Raw genomic sequence first — 20,384 nt, 5'->3', positions numbered from 1 at the left:
CGACTTCGTCAGCCGACGCAAACCATTCGACGATATTGCGGCGGGCAGGAAGTGCTAGCACTACATAGGCGGGTTTCTGCCGTTTTATGCGTGTGCGTCCACGGACCGCTAGCAAGAGAATTGAACTACTGCAGCGCGAAGTACACGACGAAATGCGGGAGCGGGGATTTTTAACCACGAAACACACGAAATAACACGAAAATGAAGAGGGTTGTACCGCTGATTCACGCTAATGATCGCTGATTGGAATCAAATCAATTAGCGTTAATTAGCGGTGAGTTTTTTTACCTCTCCTTTCGTTCCTTTCGTGTGATTCGTGGTTAAAAAAGCATTTCTTCGTGCTGCCCTTCGCGCCCTCGAGTCTTCGTGGTTGGTTCCTACGTCGCAAAGTACCCGCGGATGAGATCGAAGCCGATCGCGAAGATGGCGGCGTCGATCAGCATGTGGCCGAGCCACGGGCCCATCAGCGAGCCGGAGCGGTCGTAGAGCCACGCCCAGAAGGCCCCGCCAATCGCGACGCAGGCCGAGAGGAAGTACGTGAGCGGGCTGTCGAAGCCGCAGAACTTGCCGAGCACCAGGACGTGGTGGGCCATGAAGCCAAGGGCGGAGATGATCGCCGCCGGCCAGAGCGGAATGAAACGGCGGAGTTGCCCGAAGACGAACCAGCGCCAGTAGTATTCTTCGAGAAACGAGTGGATGAGGGCGTAGAAGAGGCCAAGGAGGCCGTACTTCCAAGGCTCGTTGATGCCCCAGCCGCTGACCTTGTCGATGATGATTTCGGTGGCGTCGACGACCGGTTGCGAGGCGCGGAGGAAGATCAGGTAGAGCGCAAACATCGTCGCCGCGACGACGCCGCCGAACGTGATGCCGACGTCGATTCCGCGGGTAGTCGTCGGCCGGAGCGTGACGCGGCCCCGCTGGATGGCGAGCACCCAGAACAGCGGAAAGCAAAACTGGACTGTCTTCACCGTATTGAAGACGAGGAGCTGCGCGGCGGGGCGCATGTCGTCGGCCTGGAAAAAGTAGAGCCAGGTGACGATCGTCGGCAACACGAGCGCAACGACGACCGCGACGAGATCGCGCGGGCGCGGCGGAGCGGCGGTGGGCGAGAGTTCGGACAAAGAAGCAATCCGCAGGGTGTGCGGTGGTTTTAATGCAATTCGGCAAATCGGGGAACGCTAAATGGCGGCCGGCGAACGCGAGCGTCCAGCAAGCCGTGGCGCCCATTTAGCCGCGGGCGTGAGCCCGCGCGTCGTTGCCGCAACGGTCGGCGGTCACGCCGCAAACGCCCGCCGCGAGCGGACGGGGCTAAATGGGTGTGGTGGAATGGCGAGCGGCGTGCAGGGGCGGGTTCAGCGGGGCGTTGTGGGGGGACGCAGCGGGCGGTACGGTAAGTAATTCGCTTGCGCCGCTCGATTCTTGCCACTGCCCACTGCACACTGCTCTGCCCTCCCATGCGCTACAGCCGCGTTTATCTCGAAAGCTTCGGCTACACGCTGCCCGATGAGGCCGTCACCACCGACGAGCTTGAGCGGTGGCTAGCGCCGGCATACCAGCGGCTGCGGCTGCCGGAGGGGCGGCTGGAACTGATGACCGGCATCCGCGAGCGGCGGTTCTATTCGCCGGGGACGCGGCCGGGGGAGATCAGCATCGAGAGCGGCCGGCGGGCGATCGCGGCGGCGGGGATCGATCCGGCGGAAATTGGCGCGCTGGTGCACGGCTCAGTCTGTCGCGACTACCTCGAACCGGCGACGGCCTGCGGCGTGCATCACGCGCTCGGGCTGTCGGGCGACTGCCTCATTTACGACGTCTCGAACGCCTGCCTCGGCATCCTCAGCGGGATGGTGCAGGTGGCGAACATGATCGAGTTGGGGCAGATTCGCGCGGGGCTTATCGTCGGCACCGAAGATGGGCGGTCGCTGGTGGAGACGACGGTCGAGCGACTCAACAACGATCACTCGATCGATCGCCGCGGCGTGAAGGCGTTTGTGGCGTCGCTCACCATTGGTTCGGCGAGCGTGGGCGTCGTGCTGTGTGACGAGGCGCTCAGCCGCGAGCGGCATCGGTTGCTTGGCGGCGCCGTCGTGGCGAACACCGAGGGGCACGCCCTCTGCCAAAGCGAGGGGCTGGAGACCTTCATGCGAACCGACAGCGAGCAGTTGATGCTCCACGGCGTCGAGACGGGACGGCGAACGTTTGAGCCGTTCCTGCGCGAAGTCGGCTGGTCGCGCGGCGACATCACGAAGACGATCTGCCATCAGGTCGGCGTCGCCCATCGCAAGCTGCTGTTCGAAACGCTGGGGCTCGACGAATCGCTCGATTACTCGACCTTCGAAACGCTTGGGAATACCGGCGCGGCGGCATTGCCGACCACGATGGCGCTAGCGGCCGAGGCGGGGCGTTTTGCAAAAGGCGACCGCGTCGCGATGCTGGGCATCGGCTCGGGAATCAACTGCCAGATGCTGGGCGTCGAGTGGTGAGCAGTGAATGAGCGAATGACGAAATCCGAATGACGAATGTCGGACGCAAGCGTTTTTCATTCGTCATTCGTCATTCGTCATTTGCCTAATGCGTCGATTCTTTCCGAAACACGACCCCATGGTCGATTTCGGTGAAGCCGAACTTCAGGTAGAAGTCGCGGGCCGCTTCGTTCGTCGCCATCGTTTGGGCTTCGATCGTCGTCACGCCGCGGCGGCGGAGGACGCGGATCGCTTCGCCGAGCAGGTAGCTGGCGTAGCCCTTGCGGCGGAACTTCGCGTCGACTTCGAGGTCGAACAGCCCTGCGGCCGTCATCCCCCAGCAGGTCGAAAGGGGCTGCATGTCCCAGAACGACGCCGTGGCGACGGTACGGTTCTGCGTCTTGTCGAACAGGCTGAAGACGTCGCGTTGCAGCGAGCCCCAGATGCAGGCTTCCCACCACGTTTTCGGTTCGGGGTCGATCTTCTCGATCAGCTGCGTCGTCCGCTTGATCGCGCGGAGCTCGCGCGACACCGGCGGCCGCACGCGGGCGAGGTCGCACTGCATGATCAGCACGCGATCGATCTCGCGGTAGTTCGCGCGCTGCGCGGCGTTTCGCAGGATGTGATCGGTTTGCAGGACGCCGGGGATTTCGCTGCCGCCGTAAAGGCCGAGGTAAAACGAGTTGAGAGGATTGACGCCGCCGGCGTAGAGAACCGTCGCTCCGCGGCCGCGGAGGTACTCTTCGCTGGCACGGAGGAGGTCGTCGGCGAGCGGCGCCTCGGTTTCGCTTCCCCCCTGCACCATCAACATCTGCGTGACGCCGAGCGAGGTGTCGAGGTACAAGCCATCATCGGTCGGCCCGAATCCGCCATGCACGAACCCGACCGGCACGTCGTCGCGGGTGGCGACGATCAGGCCGCCGCGTTCGAAGTTCAACTTCGAGAAGACGGCATACTCGAGCAGCGGCGGCGAAATTGGCTGGAGAATTCCGCGCTGCGCCGGCTGGCTGCGCCAAATGGCGGCCAGGTGGGGCGGATCGGAGTTGCGGAAAGCTCGGAGGCGATACACGAGGTGGTCCGTGTTGGGCTGCGGCGGCAAACGGCGCGCAAGCCGTGATTATGTCACGCGGGCGGGATGGGGCAAAGGTAGGTAGCGGCGAACCTCAGCGGACGAAGCGGCGATGGTGCGGCTGGCCGGCGCCTACGCGGCGGGACGGGCGGCGGCGGGATCGCTCGGCTCTGCGGCGCGGAGTTTTTTTTGCCGAGCCGGAGGTTCCCGCCAGCGGCGGTGGAGCCACCAGTATTGGTCGGGGGCCACGCGAATTAGATTCTCCAAACCGCGGGTGTACCAGGTGCTGAGCAGCGGAATCGAGCCGAGATTGAAGTCGGCGTCGGCGGGATCGACGAGGCCGGCGACTTCCATTTCGAAGTGCATCGGCGCCCCCTTGCGATAGACGCACCCGGTGGCCGTGGGGGCGTTGCCGCTGAGCGTGAACAGGGCGACCGCCTTGTGCGTCGAGGCCGAGCGGCCGAAGAAATCGACCCAGCAGGCAGCCTCGCCGGCGTGCTGATCGCCCAGCAGCACGAGCGTGCCGCCCGACTTCAAGAGTTCTTCGATCCGTTGGCTGCTGCCGTGCTTCGGGAGGATGAACTGGCCGGTGGCGCCTCGGAAGTCATTGATCCAGCGATCGAGGTATGGGTTGTCGAGCGTGCGGGCGATCGTGTGCGACGGGAAGCCGTGGAGGCCGAGGAGGTACCCCCCCATCTCAAAATTGCCGAGGTGACCGGAGATGATGATCACGGGCCGCGGGGCGAGCAGACGGCGAACCATCAGCTCCATTTGCGGCATCGCAAGGTGCGTCCGCCAGTTCGTGCGGTTGATCTTCCGCGGGGCGTGCGCAATCTCGCAAACCATCAGCAGCAGGTGTTCCCACATGCCGAGGGCGATCTGCTCGTGCTCGCGCGGCGAGCGTTCGGGGAAAGCGGTTTTGAGATTCTCTTCAACGGTGCCGCGGCGAACTTTCAGCACATGCCAGAAGAGCCAGCCGAGCCGCCGTGCCCAGGCTTGGCACGTCGAGAGCGGCATCGCCTGGATAATGCAGACGAAGGTGCGAACCGCGAGGTACGCGGTGTAGTCGATGATCGGCTTCGAACGTGTCACGGCAGCGGCGATTCCTTCCCTGGAAGCGGCGGTATTCTGCACAATTTGCGGGGAGCGAGCCAGGGCGAATTGCGGGGGGAATTCGTGGGCGGGGGAATTGCTAGCCGCTTGCCGGACTGCTGCCACATCCCTAGCCCCGGGCTCCGCCCGGGGGTCGGCGTGAAGTAGGGGCGACGTTCCATCGGCTTGGTGCGCGACCCCCGGGCGGAGCCCGGGGCTAGTTGAGCGTTGGCTTCCAGTACTTCAGAAACCGCATGAGGAGTTTCTCGTCAGTGGAAAATAGGTTGCGGGCGCGGGGCGTTGCGGTCCCGACTTCTTGCCGAAAGGTTCCTGCCTCAAAGCTCTCCAGCAGCCCCGGGTGGATGTAATAGTTGCGGCAGACGGCCGGCGTGTTGCTGAGCATCTCGGCAGTCGCGCACACCACCTCGCGAGCGGTCCGCTTGCGAGCCGTAAGGGTCTCCGCCACTTCCGCACGGAACAACGCGCCGACGGCGAAGGTCGACGCCTTCCACGTGCGGAAGTCTTTGGCTGTGAACTCTTCGCCGCTGAGCTCGCGGAGGAACTCATTCACTTCGCCTGCCTCGACAGCGTGAATCTTGCCGTCCGCGTCGAGGTATTGAAAGACGCGACTGCCTGCCAATTCGGCGCAATCGCGGATCAGGCGTACGACAGCCGGAGCGTCGATTTCCACGTTGCGATGAAAGCCTCCCTTCGCGCGGAAGCGGAGTTCGACGCGATGGGCGCCGATCGTCACATGGCGGTTGCGGAGCGACGCGAGGCCGTAGGAGCCGTTCTCCTTCACGTATTCCTCGTTGCCGACGCGAATGCCGGTGAGATCGAGCACGGCCAACATGCCGGCAAGCACTCGCTCGCGCGTCAGGCTACGACCACGCAGGTGCGCAGCGATCGCGCGGCGGAGCTTGGGCAGTTGCGCGCCGAACGCCGCGAGCCGCGCGAACTTCGCGAGGCCGGCAACCTCCTGCCACCGCTCGTGGTAAATGTACTGCTTCCGCTCGCGAGCGTCGCGACCGGTGGCTTGGAGGTGGCCCGCACTCACCGTGCAGATCCACACGTCGCGCCACGCGGGCGGAATGGCGAGCGTTTCGATGCGGGTAATTTTACGCGGATCGCGCAGCGGCGTGCCGCGAGCCGTCGTGTAAGCGAAACCTTGGCCGTGCCGCCGCCGGCCCATGCCGGGCTCTTGGTCGGTGACGTACCGTAGCCGCGCAAGACGGGCGAGGTCTTCCGGGGCGAGCGACGAGGGGAAGTGCAACCGACGCGACACGAGAACCTCGACCAACAGGGAGCGATTCGAAAGCGAATGCTCAACTTCCCGTTGCAAGATTCGTGCCGGGCCCTCGCAAACTGTCCGGCGCTGAGTTTCTAGATCGTCGTATCAGGATCGGGCTGTTCGTCAGTCGCGCCTTCTGCTTCTTCGGCATCCTCCTCTTCCGCGGACGCGGCGGCGTCAGCCTCGGCCTGCGACTTTGCCCAGGCGGCGTCCGCTTCAGCCTCGAGCTTGGCGAAGCTCTCGGGGAGGTCGTCGCGATCGGCCCCGTACTTCTCGGCTAACTCGTGGCCGGCGAGCGTGCAGCCGTAGTTGTCGAATGGTCCGCCGTAGAGCGCACGACGCCAATAGTCGTCCGCAGCGTCCGTCCGTTTCTGCTGATCGAGAGCGGCGCCCATCAGGTACTGATAGGTGCAACGCCCGTTGGCGGCGCCTCCTTCGATGACCTTATCGTAGTTGGCAAGCGTTTCCTCGCTGAGTTCTTCGCCGTTGAACGCTCCGACGAGCGCATCGACGACCGCCACCCAGGTGGGCGAATCGGCGGCGATCGCGTCGTTCAGCCCGCGAATTTCTTCCAGAGCCTGCTGCTTGCGTTCGGCGTTGCCCGCTTCTTCGGCCGCCGCCGCGGTATGCAGCAGTCGGCAAACATGGTCCCAAAGCTCTTCCTTCTGCCCGAACGTCGCCGCTTGTTGATCCATGCCGGCAATCGCCGCAGCGGGCTCGCCCTCGAGCATGCGATAGACGAACGCTCGGTAGGCTTCCGAAAACTGAGTGCTCTCCTCGGCAAGTCGGAGGCTTGTTTGCGCCAGGTCGCGCGCTTCGTCGAGCTCGCCGCGGCCGGTGCGCCGGCACCACAGGTACCACTGCATGCCCGAATAGTAAGAAGGATAGCTCCGCGACGCCGCAGCGACGAAGCGTTCCGATTCCTCCCACTGCCGACTCCCTTCGTAGACGGTGCTGGCCAACTGCAGGCCCCACGCGGAATAGGTCTGCGCGGCGTCCAGCGCGTGCGGCTCCGCTTCGCGCCATGAGCGGCGGCCGATGCACTCGCCGGCGATCTGCTGATGAATCTGCGCATGGGCGAGGCCCAAATCTTCGACTTCCAGGTACGATTCGAGCGTCGGCTTCCACAGTTCGCGTTTGCCGTTGTAGTAGTAGCAATTCGCGAGTCCAAGCGTCGCGTCGTAACAGGGGCTAATTTCGACCGATCGCTTGTAGCAGCGCGTGGCGTCGTCGAGCTTGCTGAGCGAGTAGTAGCACTGGCCGAGCGACATCCAGCCAACCGGGTCTTCGCGGAGTTCTTGCTCCCACTTGGCCAACTGCTCGGGCGTGTACGTTTCGGCGGTCTCCCACTGCATACGGGCGGCCTGAGGCGAGTGGGGCGAGACTTGCCGGAACTCGATCGCGAAATGGCGACGCTGGTCGGCCAAGATGGCGACGGCCCAAGTTCCCGCGACGTCGTACCAATTTTCCATCAAGCTCGGGTGGGTAAAGCTGCGGCCCCACACCGTTCGGTAGCGGTACTCGTTGCCATTGCCGCCGTCGGCGATCGGGGAATGCCACACCGTGCTGTACATGCGATTCATCGCCGCGCGGGGGTCGACGAATTGGACTTCACGCATCATCTCGGCGGCGCGCGGGGCGTCGCTGGGCGGCACGGCGAAGGTGCTGACGTACGGCGCGTAACGGTGTCCTGCGACGAGCGGTTCGAACCGCTCGACGAGACTGCCGCGCGAATGTTCGACGGCGTCGCCGGACACCTTGAGCAAGTTAACGGCTTCGACGAACTGCTCCTCCGCAATGAGCGTCCCGAGGACGGCCCACGAAAACTCAGTGGGTTCCGCCTCCTCGCGCGCAGCCGTCTGCAAGGCCCGCGCGATCTTCATTGGGCGATCGCTCAGGTCATCGTCGCCGCCGCCAAGCAATCTGCTGAGCAAGCCCGACGACTTCACGGTGTGCGACCGGGCCGCTTTTGGCAAATCTTGGAGCTCGGCGACGCGATCGGGGAGACGCCGGCCGAACATGTTGATCGCCGCCGAAGCGCCGCGCCGTTTGATGCCGAGCGCCGTCCAATTGGCCATCACGGAGTAGATTGAGTAAGCCTCTGGGCAGACGGCCATCGTCTGCAAACCAATGTCGTTGATCCATCGGCCGTGCATGTAGCTGCGGTAGACGTGCCAACGCAGAAGCGCGGCGAGTTCCGCCAGTTCGTCATCGTCAGCGGCGAGTTGCTCGAGTTCGACGAGCTGAAACTTGGCGAACGGCCCGATGAGTTGCGCCCAGGCGGGGTCGGCATCGCCGGAACGAGGCGTTTGCTTGTCAGCTTCCGCCAACAGGTCGAGTGCATGGCCATGCATGCCGATGACTGCGTAGGCGTAGGCCTGATGCAGTCGGGCTTCACGGCTGCGCTCGCTCAACTGCAGCATGCGCTCGGCATAGACAATCGAACGGGCGGCAAAGGCGTCTTGCTGCGTCGTCCAGGTGTGCTGAGTGAGCATCGCCAAATTAGCGTAGCCGCGAACGAGGACGCCCAACCAGGGAATCGACGGTCCCTGATCTGCCATGGCTCGATGCGCCGCGCGCACCGCGGCGAACTGCGACACAAAGTTCATTTCGCCGAGCTGCGTTTCAATCTCTGGCAGAGGCACATTGGCAGGATTCAGCTCGCGGCGAGCCTCCTTCGCGCCTGCGGCCCGCATTTGGTCGGCGATTTGTTCAGAAAGTTCCGCCATCTGCGCCGCGAACACTGCGTAGAACGTGCGGTTCCTGAACTTGAACGTGCCGTCATGTTTCCAAATCGGGTTGTCGGCCGGCGCGCCGGCGCCCGAGAGTTCGGCGTGCCAAACGTTCGTCGTATCCCAATGAAAGTTGAGCGCCAGCGGATCGACTTGCAAATCAACGTTTTTAGCGTCGGGCGGGCGCTGGGCGAGCGGTTCGCCCAATGATTCGTCACGGGTGACGAGCCCGAGCTCTTCGCGCAACGCCATCAACACGCCTTGGCGGACCACTTCGCGGAGGAAGCGGTTGTCCGTCATCGTGTTGCATTCGGAATGGTTGGGATACCACTGCGTGGAGAGCGCTGCGACGCGGTCGAGTTTAATGCTCGGCGGAGTTTGAGGTTTGGCAGGCTCGCGGGCTGCGTTCGCCGCCGAAACTGGGCTGCTGGGGACCGCTGCAGACGGGGCTTCGTCGCAGCCGGCAATCGGTAACAAGCCGAGCAGCAGGACGAACGCTGGAACAGCAACGTGAACGCACGACCGATGAGTCATCGCCAACCTCAAGGATAAAGAGAGCGCCTAGAAGGCTATCCGCTCGATTCTAACCTTGGCGAGGCTCGCCGCAACAAATCGATTGACTGGAAAACCAGTTTCTATTTGTCACTCATTTTTGGATCGTTTTTCAACGGAAGCGTCACGCGTTTCCCAGTTTTCGCCGATTGGTAGATCGCCAAGATGATCTCGATCGACTTGCGGCCTTCGGGGCCGTCGACGGCCGGGGCGCGGTCTTTGCGAATCGCTTCGACGAAGTCTTGAATCTGCAGCTTGTGGCCGTGGTGGCCGATGGCGGAAGGATCGGCCGCGCCGCCGCCGGTACTTTTGCGGCTGGCCATTTGGCGATGGACCGCGGCGTCGCTGCGGAGCTTTTTGGCGAAGTCCCAGGCCTTGATATCTTCCTCTTCGAGCACTGCAGAGCCTTCGCTGCCGTGGAGTTCGATCCGCTTGAGGTAGCCGGGGAACGCGGCGGTGGTGGCTTCGATAACGCCGAGGGCGCCGCTGGCGAAGCGGAGCGTCGCCGTGGCGACGTCTTCGACTTCGATGCGGTCGTGGGCGAGCGTCGCGGTGAAGGCTTGCACCTCTTCGACGGGCCCCATCAGCCAGCTGAGCAGGTCGACCGTGTGGACCGCCTGGTTCATCAGCGCGCCGCCGCCGTCGAGGGCCCAGGTGCCGCGCCAGGCGCCGCTATCGTAGTACTGCTGCGTGCGGAACCATTTGACGTAAGCGTCGCCGAGGGTGATGCGGCCGAAGCGTTCGGCGTCGACGGCGCCCTTCAGCAGGCGCGAAGAATCGTGAAACCGCGACGGAAAAATCGCGGCGAGTTTCACGCCCGCCTTCTCGCAGGCGTCGATGATTTTATCGCAACGCTTGAGGGTGATTTCTAACGGCTTCTCGACGATCACATGCTTGCCCGCCTTCGCGGCGATGACGGCCGGCTCCATGTGGGCGCCGCTGGGGGTGGCGATCGTTACGGCGTCGACGTTTGGGTCGGCGACCATCGCTTCGACCGAATCGTGCGCCGTGCAGCCAAACTCCTTGGCCAGTGCCTCGGCCTTCCCCGGGGTGCGATCAGCGCAGGCAACGAGCTTCGCCCCTTTGACGTCGAGGATCGCCTTCGCGTGAAAGCGGCTGATCATCCCTGCGCCGATAATTCCGAAGCCAATCGCCATCTGGTGAGCCTTCTTGAGAATTCGAATTGAACCGCCAAGGACGCCATGTGCGCCAAGAAGTACGGGGAGATTTACCACGAAACACACGAAGCACACAAAACTGAGAAACGAGGAAGAGCTCGATAGCTCATGCTCTGCCTTTGGTGTGCTTCGTGTGTTTCGTGGTAAAAAGCATTTCTCCTTGGCGCTCTTGGCGTCCTGGGCAGTTACTGATTTTGCATCCGCGTGAAGTTGCGTATTATGCGGTTCCACGCTGAATATCTGTAGAGGGAAAAGTTGGCGAGCGACGATCAACCAAGCGCACCGGCAGACGATGCCGCGGGGCCGAAGTATGTCCCGCGGATGCACATTGTCCTGTTTCAGCCCGAGATCCCTTACAACACTGGGAGCGTCGGGCGGACGTGCGTCGCCGTGGCGGCGAAGCTATGGTTGGTGCGGCCGCTGGGGTTTCGCGTCGACGACTACTACCTGCGGCGGGCGGGGCTCGATTATTGGCAACACCTTGAGTGGGAGGTAGTCGACGATTGGGAGGCGCTCGTCGCGGCGTTACCGGTCGAGCGGCATTGGTACTTCACGAAGTTTGGTCAGCAAAATTACACCTCTGCGGAGTTTGCCGAGGGGGATGTGCTGGTCTTCGGGCGGGAGTCGCAGGGCTTGCCGCCGGAGATCGTCGCGGGGCGACAGGAACGGTGTTTGCGGATACCGACGCGGCCGGAAGTTCGCAGTCTCAACCTCTCCAATAGTGCGGCCATCGCCATGTACGAAGCGCTGCGGCAGTGGGATGGTTGAGCGGAACTGAAGCAGGCGGCGTGATCGGCATGCGGGGAGCAATCGTGATCTTCTCGGCTCGGGGAGTCGATGATTATTTCGACACCTAGGCAGTGAGGTGGCGAAAGGGCTTGTGGGAGGGGTCTCCGACCCCGATGCGGCCCGGCAATGCCGAGTGGGTTTCGTTTGGCGAGCGGAATCAGCGTCGGAGACGCCTCCCACAGATCACTGGCACTCCGCGTTTTTCGCGGGAAACCACCACACCGGCTCGATTTCGGCATACCGCGACGCAACTCACCCAGACTGGGCAATTTATGCCGGCTGAATTGACGATTCGGGGCCAATCAGTCACGATGGCGCCTACTCGTCAAGGATAGTGCGAACATGACCCTGGTAAGCGGCTTTGAGAAAATCGTTCGGCAACAAGAGCCGCTAGCGGAGCGCACATGGCTCCGGCTGGGCGGTCCTGCCGAATTCTTTGCCGAGCCCAATTCGGTCGACGAATTGGCTGCTCTCGTTCGCCGCTGCCGTAACGAAGACGTGCCGATCCGCCTGATGGGCGGAGGTTCAAACGTCCTCGTTCGCGACGAAGGGGTCAATGGGATGGTCGTGAGCCTCACGAGCCCCGCATTCTCGCAGATCCGTATCGCCGGCAATCGGCTCACTGCCGGCGGCGGCGTCAAGCTGGCCCACGCGATCAGCGAAACCGTGCGGGCTGGGCTGGCTGGCCTGGAGCCGCTCGTGGGCATCCCCGGCACCGTCGGCGGCGCCCTCCACGGCAACAGCGGCAGCCGCGCCGGCGACATCGGCCAGTGGGCCTGCCGGGCGACGGTGATGACCCGCGCTGGTGACATCGTGCACCGCAATCGCGAAGACCTCGTCTTCGCCTACCGCCAGAGCAGCCTCGACGAGTTGGTGATCCTCAGCGGCGAGTTCCAGCTCGAGCAAGACGATCCCGCTCAGCTCACCAAGCGGATGCAGAAGCAGTGGATCGTCAAGAAGGCGGGCCAGCCCCTGTCGCACCAGAACGTCGCCTGCGTCTTCAAGAATCCCCGCGGCATGAGCGCCGGGATGCTGATCGAACAGGCGGGCCTCAAGGGGACCCGCGTCGGCGGCGTTGAAGTAAGCCAACGGCACGCCAACTTCATCGTCGCGGGCGATGGGGCGTCGAGCCAGGACGTCCTGCGACTGATCGACCTGATCCGCAGCCGCGTTGCCGAGCGGCTGGGCGTGGAGCTCGAGACCGAGCTTGAGATCTGGTAGCGGTTCCTCTCCCCCGAGGGGAGAGGTTAGGTGAGGGGTTTTTCTCTGGCCCCGCGCAAGAAGCTGTAGCGTTTCAGTTGCTTCGTGCTGCGCGCGTTCCCCTAGCCCCGGGCTCCGCCCGGGGGTCGGCGTGACGTAGGGACGACGTTCCATCGGCATGGTGCGCGGCCCCCGGGCGGAGCCCGGGGCTAGGGCAACCTTGCGGTTCTTGTCGGTTAGCGGGGTGCGATTGAGCCACGCGAGTTCATTGAGGCTGGGGCGGCTTGTGTGGCGAAGAAAGGAATACGGCGGGTTCTCGTTCCAACTAGGACAGCACGCGTCGGGAATCCCTCCCCTGGCCCCTCCCTGCGAGGGAGGGGAACATTCGGCACACACGGCGGTGAGTGATGGCTCGCAAGAGTTCAAAGGCGTCGGATGAAGCAGCCGCCCCCGCGACGGGGAAATCGAAGCGGTCGAAGGCCGTGGCCGAGGAGGAGTTGCTCGACGAGGAGGTCTCCGGCGGACTGCGGCCGGCGATTGCCGACGCGCTGACGCGGCGGCGGTTCAAAGCGGCCGTGGCGATTGGCGTCGTCGGACTCATGGCATGGGGGGCGAAGTCGGCGTGGCGCATCGCGGCGCCGACGATCGCTGCTCGCGAGGGGTACCTCGTTCCCGCGGATCGGATCACCGTGACTGATCCGCCGGAGTGGATCGTCTCCGACGTTCGCACGCAGGTGGTGGAAACTGCCGGCCTCGATCGCCGGCTGTCAATTCTCGACCCCGGGTTCGCGGAGTCGGTGAAGCAGCCGTTCGCGATGCATCCTTGGATCCGCTCGGTCGATCGCGTCGAGAAGCGAGTGCCGGCCGGCGTGTTTCTGGAGGTCACCTATCGCAAGCCAGTGGCGGTGATCGAATCTCCCGATGGCGACTCGCGGAAGCTGCTGCCGGCCGACATTATGGGCGTGCTGCTGCCGGCGGAAGAGGTGCCGCTGATTCGCCGCGAGCACTTGCCGCGCGTGACGGGAATTGTCGGTCAGCCGCCAGTCGGCCAGGCCTGGGAGGATCCGCGCGTTTCCGGCGCCGTGGAAATCGCCGCGATGCTCGGACATCTGTGGGAGCAACTTCATCTGCAAGAGATCACGCCGTCGACGCGGCCGGAGGTCTCCGGCTCCAACCAGTACTTCGTCTATGAACTCGTGTCGCGCCACGGCACGCGGATTCAATGGGGGCCGGCGCCGCGCGCCAAACTGCCGGGCGAGGACTCGTTCGCTGTGAAGCTTGAGCGTCTGCAGGAGTGCATTAAAAAATACGGACCGCTCGACTCCCTTGAATCACCTGGCACGATCAACGTGCGCGGAGAACTGCAAGTCGGCCCGCGGATGGTGAAGAAACCGTCCGAGCGGATCGTCAAGAAGCCGGAAGACGACGTGGTGAAGTAGCAGCCGCGTGTCGACAACCCGCGGCTACTTGCCGAAGATTTCGGTTTCGTCGAGCGCCGCCTTCTGCGACTCTTCGATTTCGATCGCGAGCTCTTCGCGCATGACGGCGAGTTCGGCGGGGGCTTCGACGCCGAGGCGCACCGCTCCACCCGAGACTTTCACCACGGTGATGGCGATCTTGTCGCCAATGAGAATGCGTTCGCCGATTTTTCGAGAGACTACCAGCACGTTGGGGATCTCCATCTCGCCCGGCGTGGGGGCTAGCAAGGCCGGCCTACGGGCCGCCGCATGGAACTAACGGTAGTGGCGCCGGCAGGGGTTTGCAAGCGTTTGGACCGCACAATCCGCCTATTCCTGCAATGCCAAGCTTGTGATACTAGGCAATGAACGCAGTTTAGGCGGCGACAATTTACTTTCTGAGGACAGCGTGGAACTCGAGCTAGTTCGCTGGCTGAGCGACAATCTTCCCTCCCACCCGCTGCTGCGGATCGGGATCGGGGACGACGCCGCCGTGCTGCGTTGGCCCCGCGACGGCGAACTTGTGGTGACCACCGACGCGATCACCGATCAGGTCGATTTTCTTCTGGCGGAGACAGACCCGCGACTCGTGGGGCACAAGGCGCTCGGCGTGAACCTGAGCGACCTCGCGGCGATGGCAGCGGAGCCCGTGGCGGCGGTAGTGTCGCTTGTGTTGCCGCGAAATGGCGGCGCGGGGTTCGACGCCAAGGGACTTGCGGTCGAGCTCTACCACGGGATGTTGCCGCTGGCGGAGCGGTTCGGCGTGGCCATCGCCGGCGGCGATACGAACTCATGGGACGGGCCGCTGGCGATTTCGGTGACGGCGTTTGGGCGGACGACCGAACGGGGGCCGTTGAGGCGAAGCGGGGCCAAGGCGGGCGATGCGGTGCTCGTTACCGGCGCCCTCGGCGGAAGCATTTTGGGGCGGCACCTCAGCGTCGAGCCGCGGGTGCGCGAGGCGCTGCTGCTTAACGAGCGTTACCAGCTGAGTGCGGGGATGGATATCAGCGACGGACTGGCGCTCGATGCGTCGCGACTCGCCGCCGCGAGCGGTTGCGGGGTGGCGCTGCGGCTCGAAACGATTCCGGTGAGCGACGACGCCCGACGGCTTGCCGAACGCGATGGCCGCTCACCGCTTGAACATGCCCTCGGCGACGGGGAAGATTTTGAGTTGTTGTTCACCGCGGCGCTAGACGTGGCGGAGCAGATGGTGCGCGAGCAGCCGCTCGATGTGCCAGTGACGATCATCGGCGAGTGCGTCGCGGAGCCGGGTTTGTGGCGACGCGACACGAACGGCGTATTGACTTCGCTCGAAGCGAGCGGATTTCGCCACTAGCGACTGCGGCTCGTTGGCCCGCGGCTACTTTGTGAGATGAACATGTTTGAATTTGTTGCGAAGAGCGAAGCGGATACGGAGCGACTGGGTGCGGCCCTGGCTGATGCCCTTCCTGGCGGGACGGCGGTGGCGCTCATCGGGACGCTTGGCGCCGGGAAGACGCGGCTCGTGCAGGCGTTTGCGGCGGCCCATGGCGTGCCGCGGGATGAGGCGACGAGTCCGACGTTCGTGCTCGTGAACGAATACCAGGGCCGGCTGCCGATTTATCACTTCGACGCCTACCGGTTGCGCGACGACGATGAGTTCATCGAGCTGGGGCCGGATGAATATTTCGAATCGAACGGGGTGACGTTCGTTGAGTGGGCCGATCGCGTCGAGCGCTGCTTGCCGCGGGAGTATTTGGAGATTCGCTGCGAGGCGACGGGAGAGACGGAGCGGCGGTTTACGCTGGCGGGACGCGGGGCGGGACGCGGGGCGGGGATTGCGGCGATGGTTGAGGCGATCGCGCAAGAGCTTCGCTAACTGAATCCTCTGGTCCCCTCCCCTTGAGGGGGAGGGTTAGGGAGGGGTGGTGGTTGCTGGTACCAGCTTCATCCCCCCTCCCCAGCCCTCCCCTCCAGGGGGAGGGAGCCACAACCCCTCGAATTAAAACTCTTCGAGTCCGTTTTATCACCGTTCCGGCGGGTCGTTGACCCGCAGCTACGGCTACAGGATGAACTTGCTTAAGTCTTCGTCTTGGGCGATTTCGTCCAAGCGGTCGCGGACGTAGGCGGCGTTGATCTCGACGCGGCCCATGTGCATCTCGGGGGCTTCGAACGAAAGCTCCTCAAGCAACCGCTCCATGATCGTGTGCAAGCGGCGGGCGCCGATGTTTTGCGTCGACTGGTTCACGCGGTGGGCGTAGTCGGCAAGCGCCGCGACCGCGTCGTCGGTGAAAACGACCTCGACCCCTTCGGTCTTCATCAGCGCCGTGTACTGGCGGGTGAGCGAGTTGCGCGGCTCGGAGAGGATCCGCACGAAATCTTCCCGCGTGAGGTCGTCGAGTTCCACGCGAATCGGGAACCGTCCCTGTAGTTCCGGCATCAAGTCGGACGGCTTCACCGTGTGGAACGCCCCCGCGGCGATGAACAAGATGTGGTCGGTCTTGATGTAGCCATAGCGAGTCTGCACGGTCGTCCCTTCGACGATCGGCAGCAGGTCGCGCTGGACGCCTTGACGGGAAACGTCGGCGCCGCGGCCACCTTCGCTGGCGACGATCTTGTCGATCTCGTCGATGAAGATCATGCCAGTCTGCTCGGCAAGTTCCACCGCCTTCGCGTTGACCTTCTCTTTGTCGATCAGCGCCTCGCTCTCCTGCTCGAACAACACGCGGCGGGCTTCGGCGACGGTGAGCGTGCGACGGACGACGTTCTTCGGCATGATCTTCTCGAGCATCCCCTGGAAGTCGACGTCCATGTGGTCGTTGCCGGGGCCGCCCATGCCGGGGAGGACCATGGCTTGGGTTTTCTGCTCGATCTTGATCTCGACCTGGCGGCTTTCGAGTTCGCCGCCCAGCAGCATCGCCCGCATCTTCTCGCGGGTCCGTTCGTAGCGGTGCGGGTCGTCGGGCTGATCGGAGCCGATGTCGATCGTCGTCGGCGCAGGGGCGAGCAAATCGAGCAGCCGTTCGGTGACGCGGCGCTTGGCTTCTTCCTCGACGCCGGCGCGCTCGGTCTCGCGAACGAGACCGATGGCGTTCTCGATCAGTTCGCGGACCATGCTCTCGACGTCGCGGCCGTAGTAGCCAACCTCGGTGTACTTCGACGCTTCAACCTTGATGAACGGCGAGCCGGTGAGGCGGGCCAAGCGGCGGGCGATTTCGGTTTTGCCGACGCCGGTGGGGCCGATCATAAGAATGTTCTTCGGCGCCACCTCTTTGCGGAGGTCGTCTTCCAGTTGCTGCCGCCGCCAGCGATTGCGGAGCGCGATCGCGACGGCCCGTTTGGCGGCGCCTTGGCCGACGATGTGGCGATCGAGCTCGGCAACGATTTCGCGCGGAGTAATTTCGCGGGGAGTGAGAGTCTTCACTTGATTTCTTCGATCACGATGTTGCGGTTGGAGTAGACGCAAATCTCGCCGGCGATGTCGAGCGAGTGGCGAACGATCTCGGCGGCCGAGAGGTTGGTGTGGTTCACGAGCGCCCGCGCGGCGGAGAGGGCATAGTTCCCGCCGGAGCCAATGCCGAGAATACCGTCGCTCGGTTGGATGACGTCGCCGGTGCCGGAGAGGAGCAGCGTGTTCTTCGCGTCGACCACAGCGACGAGCGCCTCAAGCCGGCGGAGCGCGCGATCCATCCGCCACTCCTTCGCCAGTTCCGTCGCCGCGCGGGGAACGTTGGCGGGGTAATCCTTCAGCTTCGCTTCGAGGCGTTCCATCAGTGCAAAGGCATCGGCCGCGGCGCCGGCGAAGCCGACGATGACTTGGCCATCCATCAGCCGGCGGATTTTCACGGCGTCGCTTTTGACGACCGTCTGGCCCATCGTCACCTGGCCGTCGCCCCCCATGGCGACCTGGCCATTGTGGCGAACGGTGAGAATCGTGGTGGAGCGGAATTTCATGGCAGGACCGCGGCGTGCGTGGGAAGGTGGGAACGCTTTATTGTGAGGGCGGATGGCGGAGGGGGGAAGGACTTGAGAGATGCATGCGGAATGCATTCACCGCCAAGGACGCCAAGTGCGCCAAGGAAATACGGGAAGAATGTATTTCTTCTTGGCGCTCTTGGCGTCCTTGGCGTCCTTGGCGGTTCGTTCTTTACCTTGGTATGTTTTGGGGATGAGCGACTCGCAACCATCTACGAACCACGTTAGCCACTCCCCTGCCCCGTTGCCGCGGAGCATCGACCTAATGCGGCCGAGCGATACGGCGCTATTGCTGATCGACGCCCAGGAGCGATTGCTCAACGTCGTCCATGAGGGGCCGCGGATTGTCTGGAACTGCCGGCGGCTGCTCGATGGCGCCAACATCCTCAGCGTGCGCACGGCGGTGACGGAGCAGTATCCGGAAAAGCTCGGTCCGACCGAGCCGTCGCTGGCGGAGCGGATCGCGGCGCCGGCTCACTCAAAACTCGCGTTTAGCGCCGGCGCGTGCGGCGAGTTATTCGCCCAGTGGCGGGCGGAGCAAGTCGAGCGAGTTTTGCTCTGCGGCATCGAAACGCATGTTTGCGTCGCGCAAACGGCGTTCGATCTGCTGTCGGCTGGCTATCAGGTTTATGTGGCGGCCGACGCGACGGGGACGCGGGCCCGCATTGATCGCGACGTCGCGCTGCGGCGGATGGAGTCGGCCGGCGTGACGATCACGACCACCGAAGCGGCGCTGTTCGAATGGTGCGAGCGGGCGGGGACGCCGGAATTCAAGCAGATCAGCGCGCTGGCGAAAGAGTTGCCTCCGGGCGATGCGCCGATTGTCGGGTTTCATGCGAAGCGCTGATCGCTGCAGCGGCATTCGCGCAAAATAAAAGCTGGAGCGTCCCGTGACGCCCCAGCTTTGTTGTTGCTTTAGCACGTGCCAAGCAGCACTCGCTACTTCACCGCTTCAGCAGCCTTGTCGGCGGCGTCCTTCGCGGCGTCAGCGGCATCTTTGGCGGCGTCGGCGGCGCCAGCAGCGGCTTCCTTGGTCGCATCGACGGCGGCGTCGGCGGCAGCCTTCGTTTCGGCAACGGCCTTTTCGCCGGCAGCCTTCACGTCTTCAGCGGCGGCCTTCGCAGCTTCGGTCGATTCCTTGATCGCTTCGTCAGTTTGCGTCTTCGTGTTGTCGCTGCAGCCAGCGAGACCGGCGAGGGCGGCGGCCAAGGCGAATGTGTAGGTGAACTTCATCGTTCGACTCCGAAAAGGGTGTCAGTTGATTCGTGCCGGGCAGGTTTTGCCCATCCCCAAATTCTACCCCTGGGGGGTGGCCATTATCAGCCCCCCGAAGCGGGGCGTTGTGGGGAGTAGAGGCAGCAGTTGGCCGGACAAACGTCATGACTGGCGCCAAGCGACCCCAGGGCGGGTCGATCGGGGCTAGCGTCGATTCGTTCGACAATGAGCTCGCGGATCATCTGGATAAACCGGGGGTGAACGCCCACCGTCGCCGCCCGCTGCATGGGGACGCCTAGCTCGTCACAAAGCTCGCGGGCCTCGGTATCAAGGTCGAACAGCACTTCCATGTGGTCGGAGATGAAGCCGATGGGGACCAGGACCAAGTCGCGAAGCTCGCCGGCGGCGTGCAGCGCGTTGATCCGGTCGCAAACGTCCGGCTCCAGCCACGGCACATGGGGCGAGCCGCTGCGGCTTTGGTAGACGAGTTCCCACTGTGCAGGCGCGAGGCCGGCGCCTTCGGCGACCAACCGACAGGCCTCAGCGAGTTGAACTTCGTAGCGGCAGTTCTCCGCCATCGACATGGGGATGCTGTGGGCGGTGAACAGCACCTTCGCTGCAGCGCGGCGGTCGGCGGGGATCTTCGCGACGCACGCGGCAAGCGACTCGACCATCGGCTCGATGAAGCCGGGATGGTTGTAGAAGACGCGTAGCTTGTCGACCTGCGGCGCCGTGGGGCCAACCTCGGCTTGGGCAGCGGCGATGTTCTCGCGGTACTGCCGGCAGCCGGAGTACGAGCTGAACGAACTCGTGAAGAACGCCAGGGCGTGCTTGACGCCGTCGCGGCCCATCTCAGCGAGCGTTTCGGGGAGCAGCGGATGCCAGTTGCGATTGCCCCAGTAGATCGGCAAATGCGGACCGTGCTCGTCGAGTTCCGCCTGCAGGGCTGCAATCAACTGGCGGTTCTGCTCGTTGATCGGGCTGACGCCGCCGAAGTGTTGGTAGTGCTCAGCGACCTCGAGCATCCGCTCGCGCGGCACCGGCTTGCCGCGGAGGACATTTTCGAGAAACGGCAGCACCTCGTCGGGGCCCTCAGGGCCGCCGAAGGAGACGATCAGGATGGCGTCGTATGCGGGGGCCATGGCTGGTGCTGAAAAAACTGAACCGCCAAGGACGCCAAGGACGCCAAGGAAATTCGGAAGGCATAGAAAGTCAGAGTGAAACTTCTGAGAGGCTTATCGTCGGATCTGTAGAACTATTCCAACCAGTGCTCTTGTTTGGTTGAGATTCGAACGAGCAAGGCTCTCCCCATTCTACCTTGGCGTCCTTGGCGTCCTTGGCGTCCTTGGCGTCCTTGGCGGTTCAATTCTACGAACTCACCGCTGCGTTTCGCCAT

Annotated in this window: 18 protein-coding genes; 7 read left to right on the top strand and 11 right to left on the bottom strand. The window is 63.8% G+C overall.

Features of this window, described 5'->3' with window-relative positions:
- Positions 1–377 precede the first annotated feature (377 nt).
- Positions 378–1,121, bottom strand: a complete 744-nt coding sequence (locus tag PLANPX_RS09880; protein ID WP_152098569.1) for a CPBP family intramembrane glutamic endopeptidase — start codon at positions 1,119–1,121, stop codon at positions 378–380.
- Positions 1,122–1,454: 333 nt separating this feature from the next.
- Between PLANPX_RS09880 and PLANPX_RS09875 the strand changes: the two genes are divergently transcribed.
- A complete protein-coding gene (locus PLANPX_RS09875; RefSeq protein WP_152098568.1) occupies positions 1,455–2,480 on the top strand; it encodes a 3-oxoacyl-ACP synthase III in 1,026 nt (341 codons plus the stop codon).
- A gap of 85 nt (positions 2,481–2,565) precedes the next feature.
- Here the strand turns inward: PLANPX_RS09875 and PLANPX_RS09870 are convergent, their stop codons facing one another.
- The 5 genes from PLANPX_RS09870 to PLANPX_RS09850 form a co-directional block, all read right to left on the bottom strand.
- Positions 2,566–3,528 carry a GNAT family N-acetyltransferase gene (locus PLANPX_RS09870; protein ID WP_152098567.1) on the bottom strand — a complete coding sequence of 321 codons (963 nt, stop codon included), beginning with the start codon at positions 3,526–3,528 and terminating at the stop codon, positions 2,566–2,568.
- A 132-nt stretch (positions 3,529–3,660) separates the two neighbouring features.
- Positions 3,661–4,620, bottom strand: coding sequence for a lysophospholipid acyltransferase family protein (locus PLANPX_RS09865; protein ID WP_232536358.1), 960 nt, complete (start codon positions 4,618–4,620; stop codon positions 3,661–3,663).
- A gap of 217 nt (positions 4,621–4,837) precedes the next feature.
- Positions 4,838–5,905, bottom strand: a complete 1,068-nt coding sequence (locus tag PLANPX_RS09860; protein ID WP_152098566.1) for a DNA topoisomerase IB — start codon at positions 5,903–5,905, stop codon at positions 4,838–4,840.
- Positions 5,906–6,003: 98 nt separating this feature from the next.
- Positions 6,004–9,177 (bottom strand): tetratricopeptide repeat protein, encoded by a 3,174-nt coding sequence (locus tag PLANPX_RS09855; RefSeq protein ID WP_152098565.1) that lies wholly within the window; start codon positions 9,175–9,177, stop codon positions 6,004–6,006.
- A gap of 101 nt (positions 9,178–9,278) precedes the next feature.
- The gene (locus PLANPX_RS09850; RefSeq protein ID WP_152098564.1) at positions 9,279–10,352 is read right to left on the bottom strand and encodes a Gfo/Idh/MocA family protein; all 1,074 of its coding nucleotides are present in this window, start codon (positions 10,350–10,352) and stop codon (positions 9,279–9,281) included.
- A gap of 276 nt (positions 10,353–10,628) precedes the next feature.
- On the opposite strand from PLANPX_RS09850, the gene PLANPX_RS09845 reads away from it, so the two are divergent.
- The 3 genes from PLANPX_RS09845 to PLANPX_RS09835 all read left to right on the top strand — a co-directional run bounded on the left by PLANPX_RS09845 (position 10,629) and on the right by PLANPX_RS09835 (position 13,801).
- On the top strand, positions 10,629–11,141 hold the full coding sequence (locus PLANPX_RS09845) for a tRNA (cytidine(34)-2'-O)-methyltransferase (protein WP_232536355.1): 513 nt from the start codon (positions 10,629–10,631) through the stop codon (positions 11,139–11,141).
- 363 nt (positions 11,142–11,504) lie between these two features.
- Positions 11,505–12,383 (top strand): UDP-N-acetylmuramate dehydrogenase, encoded by an 879-nt coding sequence (gene murB / locus PLANPX_RS09840; RefSeq protein ID WP_152098563.1) that lies wholly within the window; start codon positions 11,505–11,507, stop codon positions 12,381–12,383.
- Between the two features lie 386 nt (positions 12,384–12,769).
- Positions 12,770–13,801 carry a cell division protein FtsQ/DivIB gene (locus PLANPX_RS09835; RefSeq protein WP_152098562.1) on the top strand — a complete coding sequence of 344 codons (1,032 nt, stop codon included), beginning with the start codon at positions 12,770–12,772 and terminating at the stop codon, positions 13,799–13,801.
- A 24-nt stretch (positions 13,802–13,825) separates the two neighbouring features.
- On the opposite strand, the gene PLANPX_RS09830 is transcribed toward PLANPX_RS09835, so the two are convergent.
- Positions 13,826–14,068 (bottom strand): carbon storage regulator, encoded by a 243-nt coding sequence (locus tag PLANPX_RS09830; RefSeq protein WP_232536354.1) that lies wholly within the window; start codon positions 14,066–14,068, stop codon positions 13,826–13,828.
- A 160-nt stretch (positions 14,069–14,228) separates the two neighbouring features.
- Between PLANPX_RS09830 and PLANPX_RS09825 the strand changes: the two genes are divergently transcribed.
- Together PLANPX_RS09825 and tsaE are read left to right on the top strand one after the other, a co-directional pair.
- Positions 14,229–15,155, top strand: coding sequence for a thiamine-phosphate kinase (locus PLANPX_RS09825; protein WP_152098561.1), 927 nt, complete (start codon positions 14,229–14,231; stop codon positions 15,153–15,155).
- Positions 15,156–15,197: 42 nt separating this feature from the next.
- A complete protein-coding gene (gene tsaE / locus PLANPX_RS09820; RefSeq protein ID WP_198421870.1) occupies positions 15,198–15,677 on the top strand; it encodes a tRNA (adenosine(37)-N6)-threonylcarbamoyltransferase complex ATPase subunit type 1 TsaE in 480 nt (159 codons plus the stop codon).
- 183 nt (positions 15,678–15,860) lie between these two features.
- Here tsaE and hslU read toward each other — a convergent pair whose 3' ends face one another.
- Positions 15,861–17,222: an ATP-dependent protease ATPase subunit HslU gene (hslU, locus tag PLANPX_RS09815; protein WP_232536353.1), complete on the bottom strand. Its 1,362-nt coding sequence runs from the start codon at positions 17,220–17,222 to the stop codon at positions 15,861–15,863.
- Positions 17,219–17,752: an ATP-dependent protease subunit HslV gene (gene hslV, locus PLANPX_RS09810; protein WP_152098559.1), complete on the bottom strand. Its 534-nt coding sequence runs from the start codon at positions 17,750–17,752 to the stop codon at positions 17,219–17,221. The genes hslU and hslV overlap by 4 nt, the downstream gene beginning before the upstream one ends.
- Positions 17,753–17,966: 214 nt before the next feature.
- Here hslV and PLANPX_RS09805 point away from each other — a divergent pair, with 214 nt between their 5' ends.
- Complete coding sequence (locus PLANPX_RS09805) at positions 17,967–18,620, top strand: isochorismatase family protein (protein ID WP_152098558.1); 654 nt, start codon at positions 17,967–17,969, stop codon at positions 18,618–18,620.
- A 92-nt stretch (positions 18,621–18,712) separates the two neighbouring features.
- Here the strand turns inward: PLANPX_RS09805 and PLANPX_RS09800 are convergent, their stop codons facing one another.
- Both PLANPX_RS09800 and PLANPX_RS09795 read right to left on the bottom strand, forming a co-directional pair.
- Positions 18,713–19,006 carry a hypothetical protein gene (locus PLANPX_RS09800; protein WP_152098557.1) on the bottom strand — a complete coding sequence of 98 codons (294 nt, stop codon included), beginning with the start codon at positions 19,004–19,006 and terminating at the stop codon, positions 18,713–18,715.
- Positions 19,007–19,092: 86 nt separating this feature from the next.
- Positions 19,093–20,130, bottom strand: coding sequence for a ferrochelatase (locus PLANPX_RS09795; RefSeq protein WP_152098556.1), 1,038 nt, complete (start codon positions 20,128–20,130; stop codon positions 19,093–19,095).
- Positions 20,131–20,384: the final 254 nt, after the last annotated feature.

The organism is Lacipirellula parvula, assembly GCF_009177095.1.
Lineage (GTDB): Bacteria > Planctomycetota > Planctomycetia > Pirellulales > Lacipirellulaceae > Lacipirellula > Lacipirellula parvula.
This window is presented reverse-complemented; position numbering and strand designations above follow the sequence as displayed.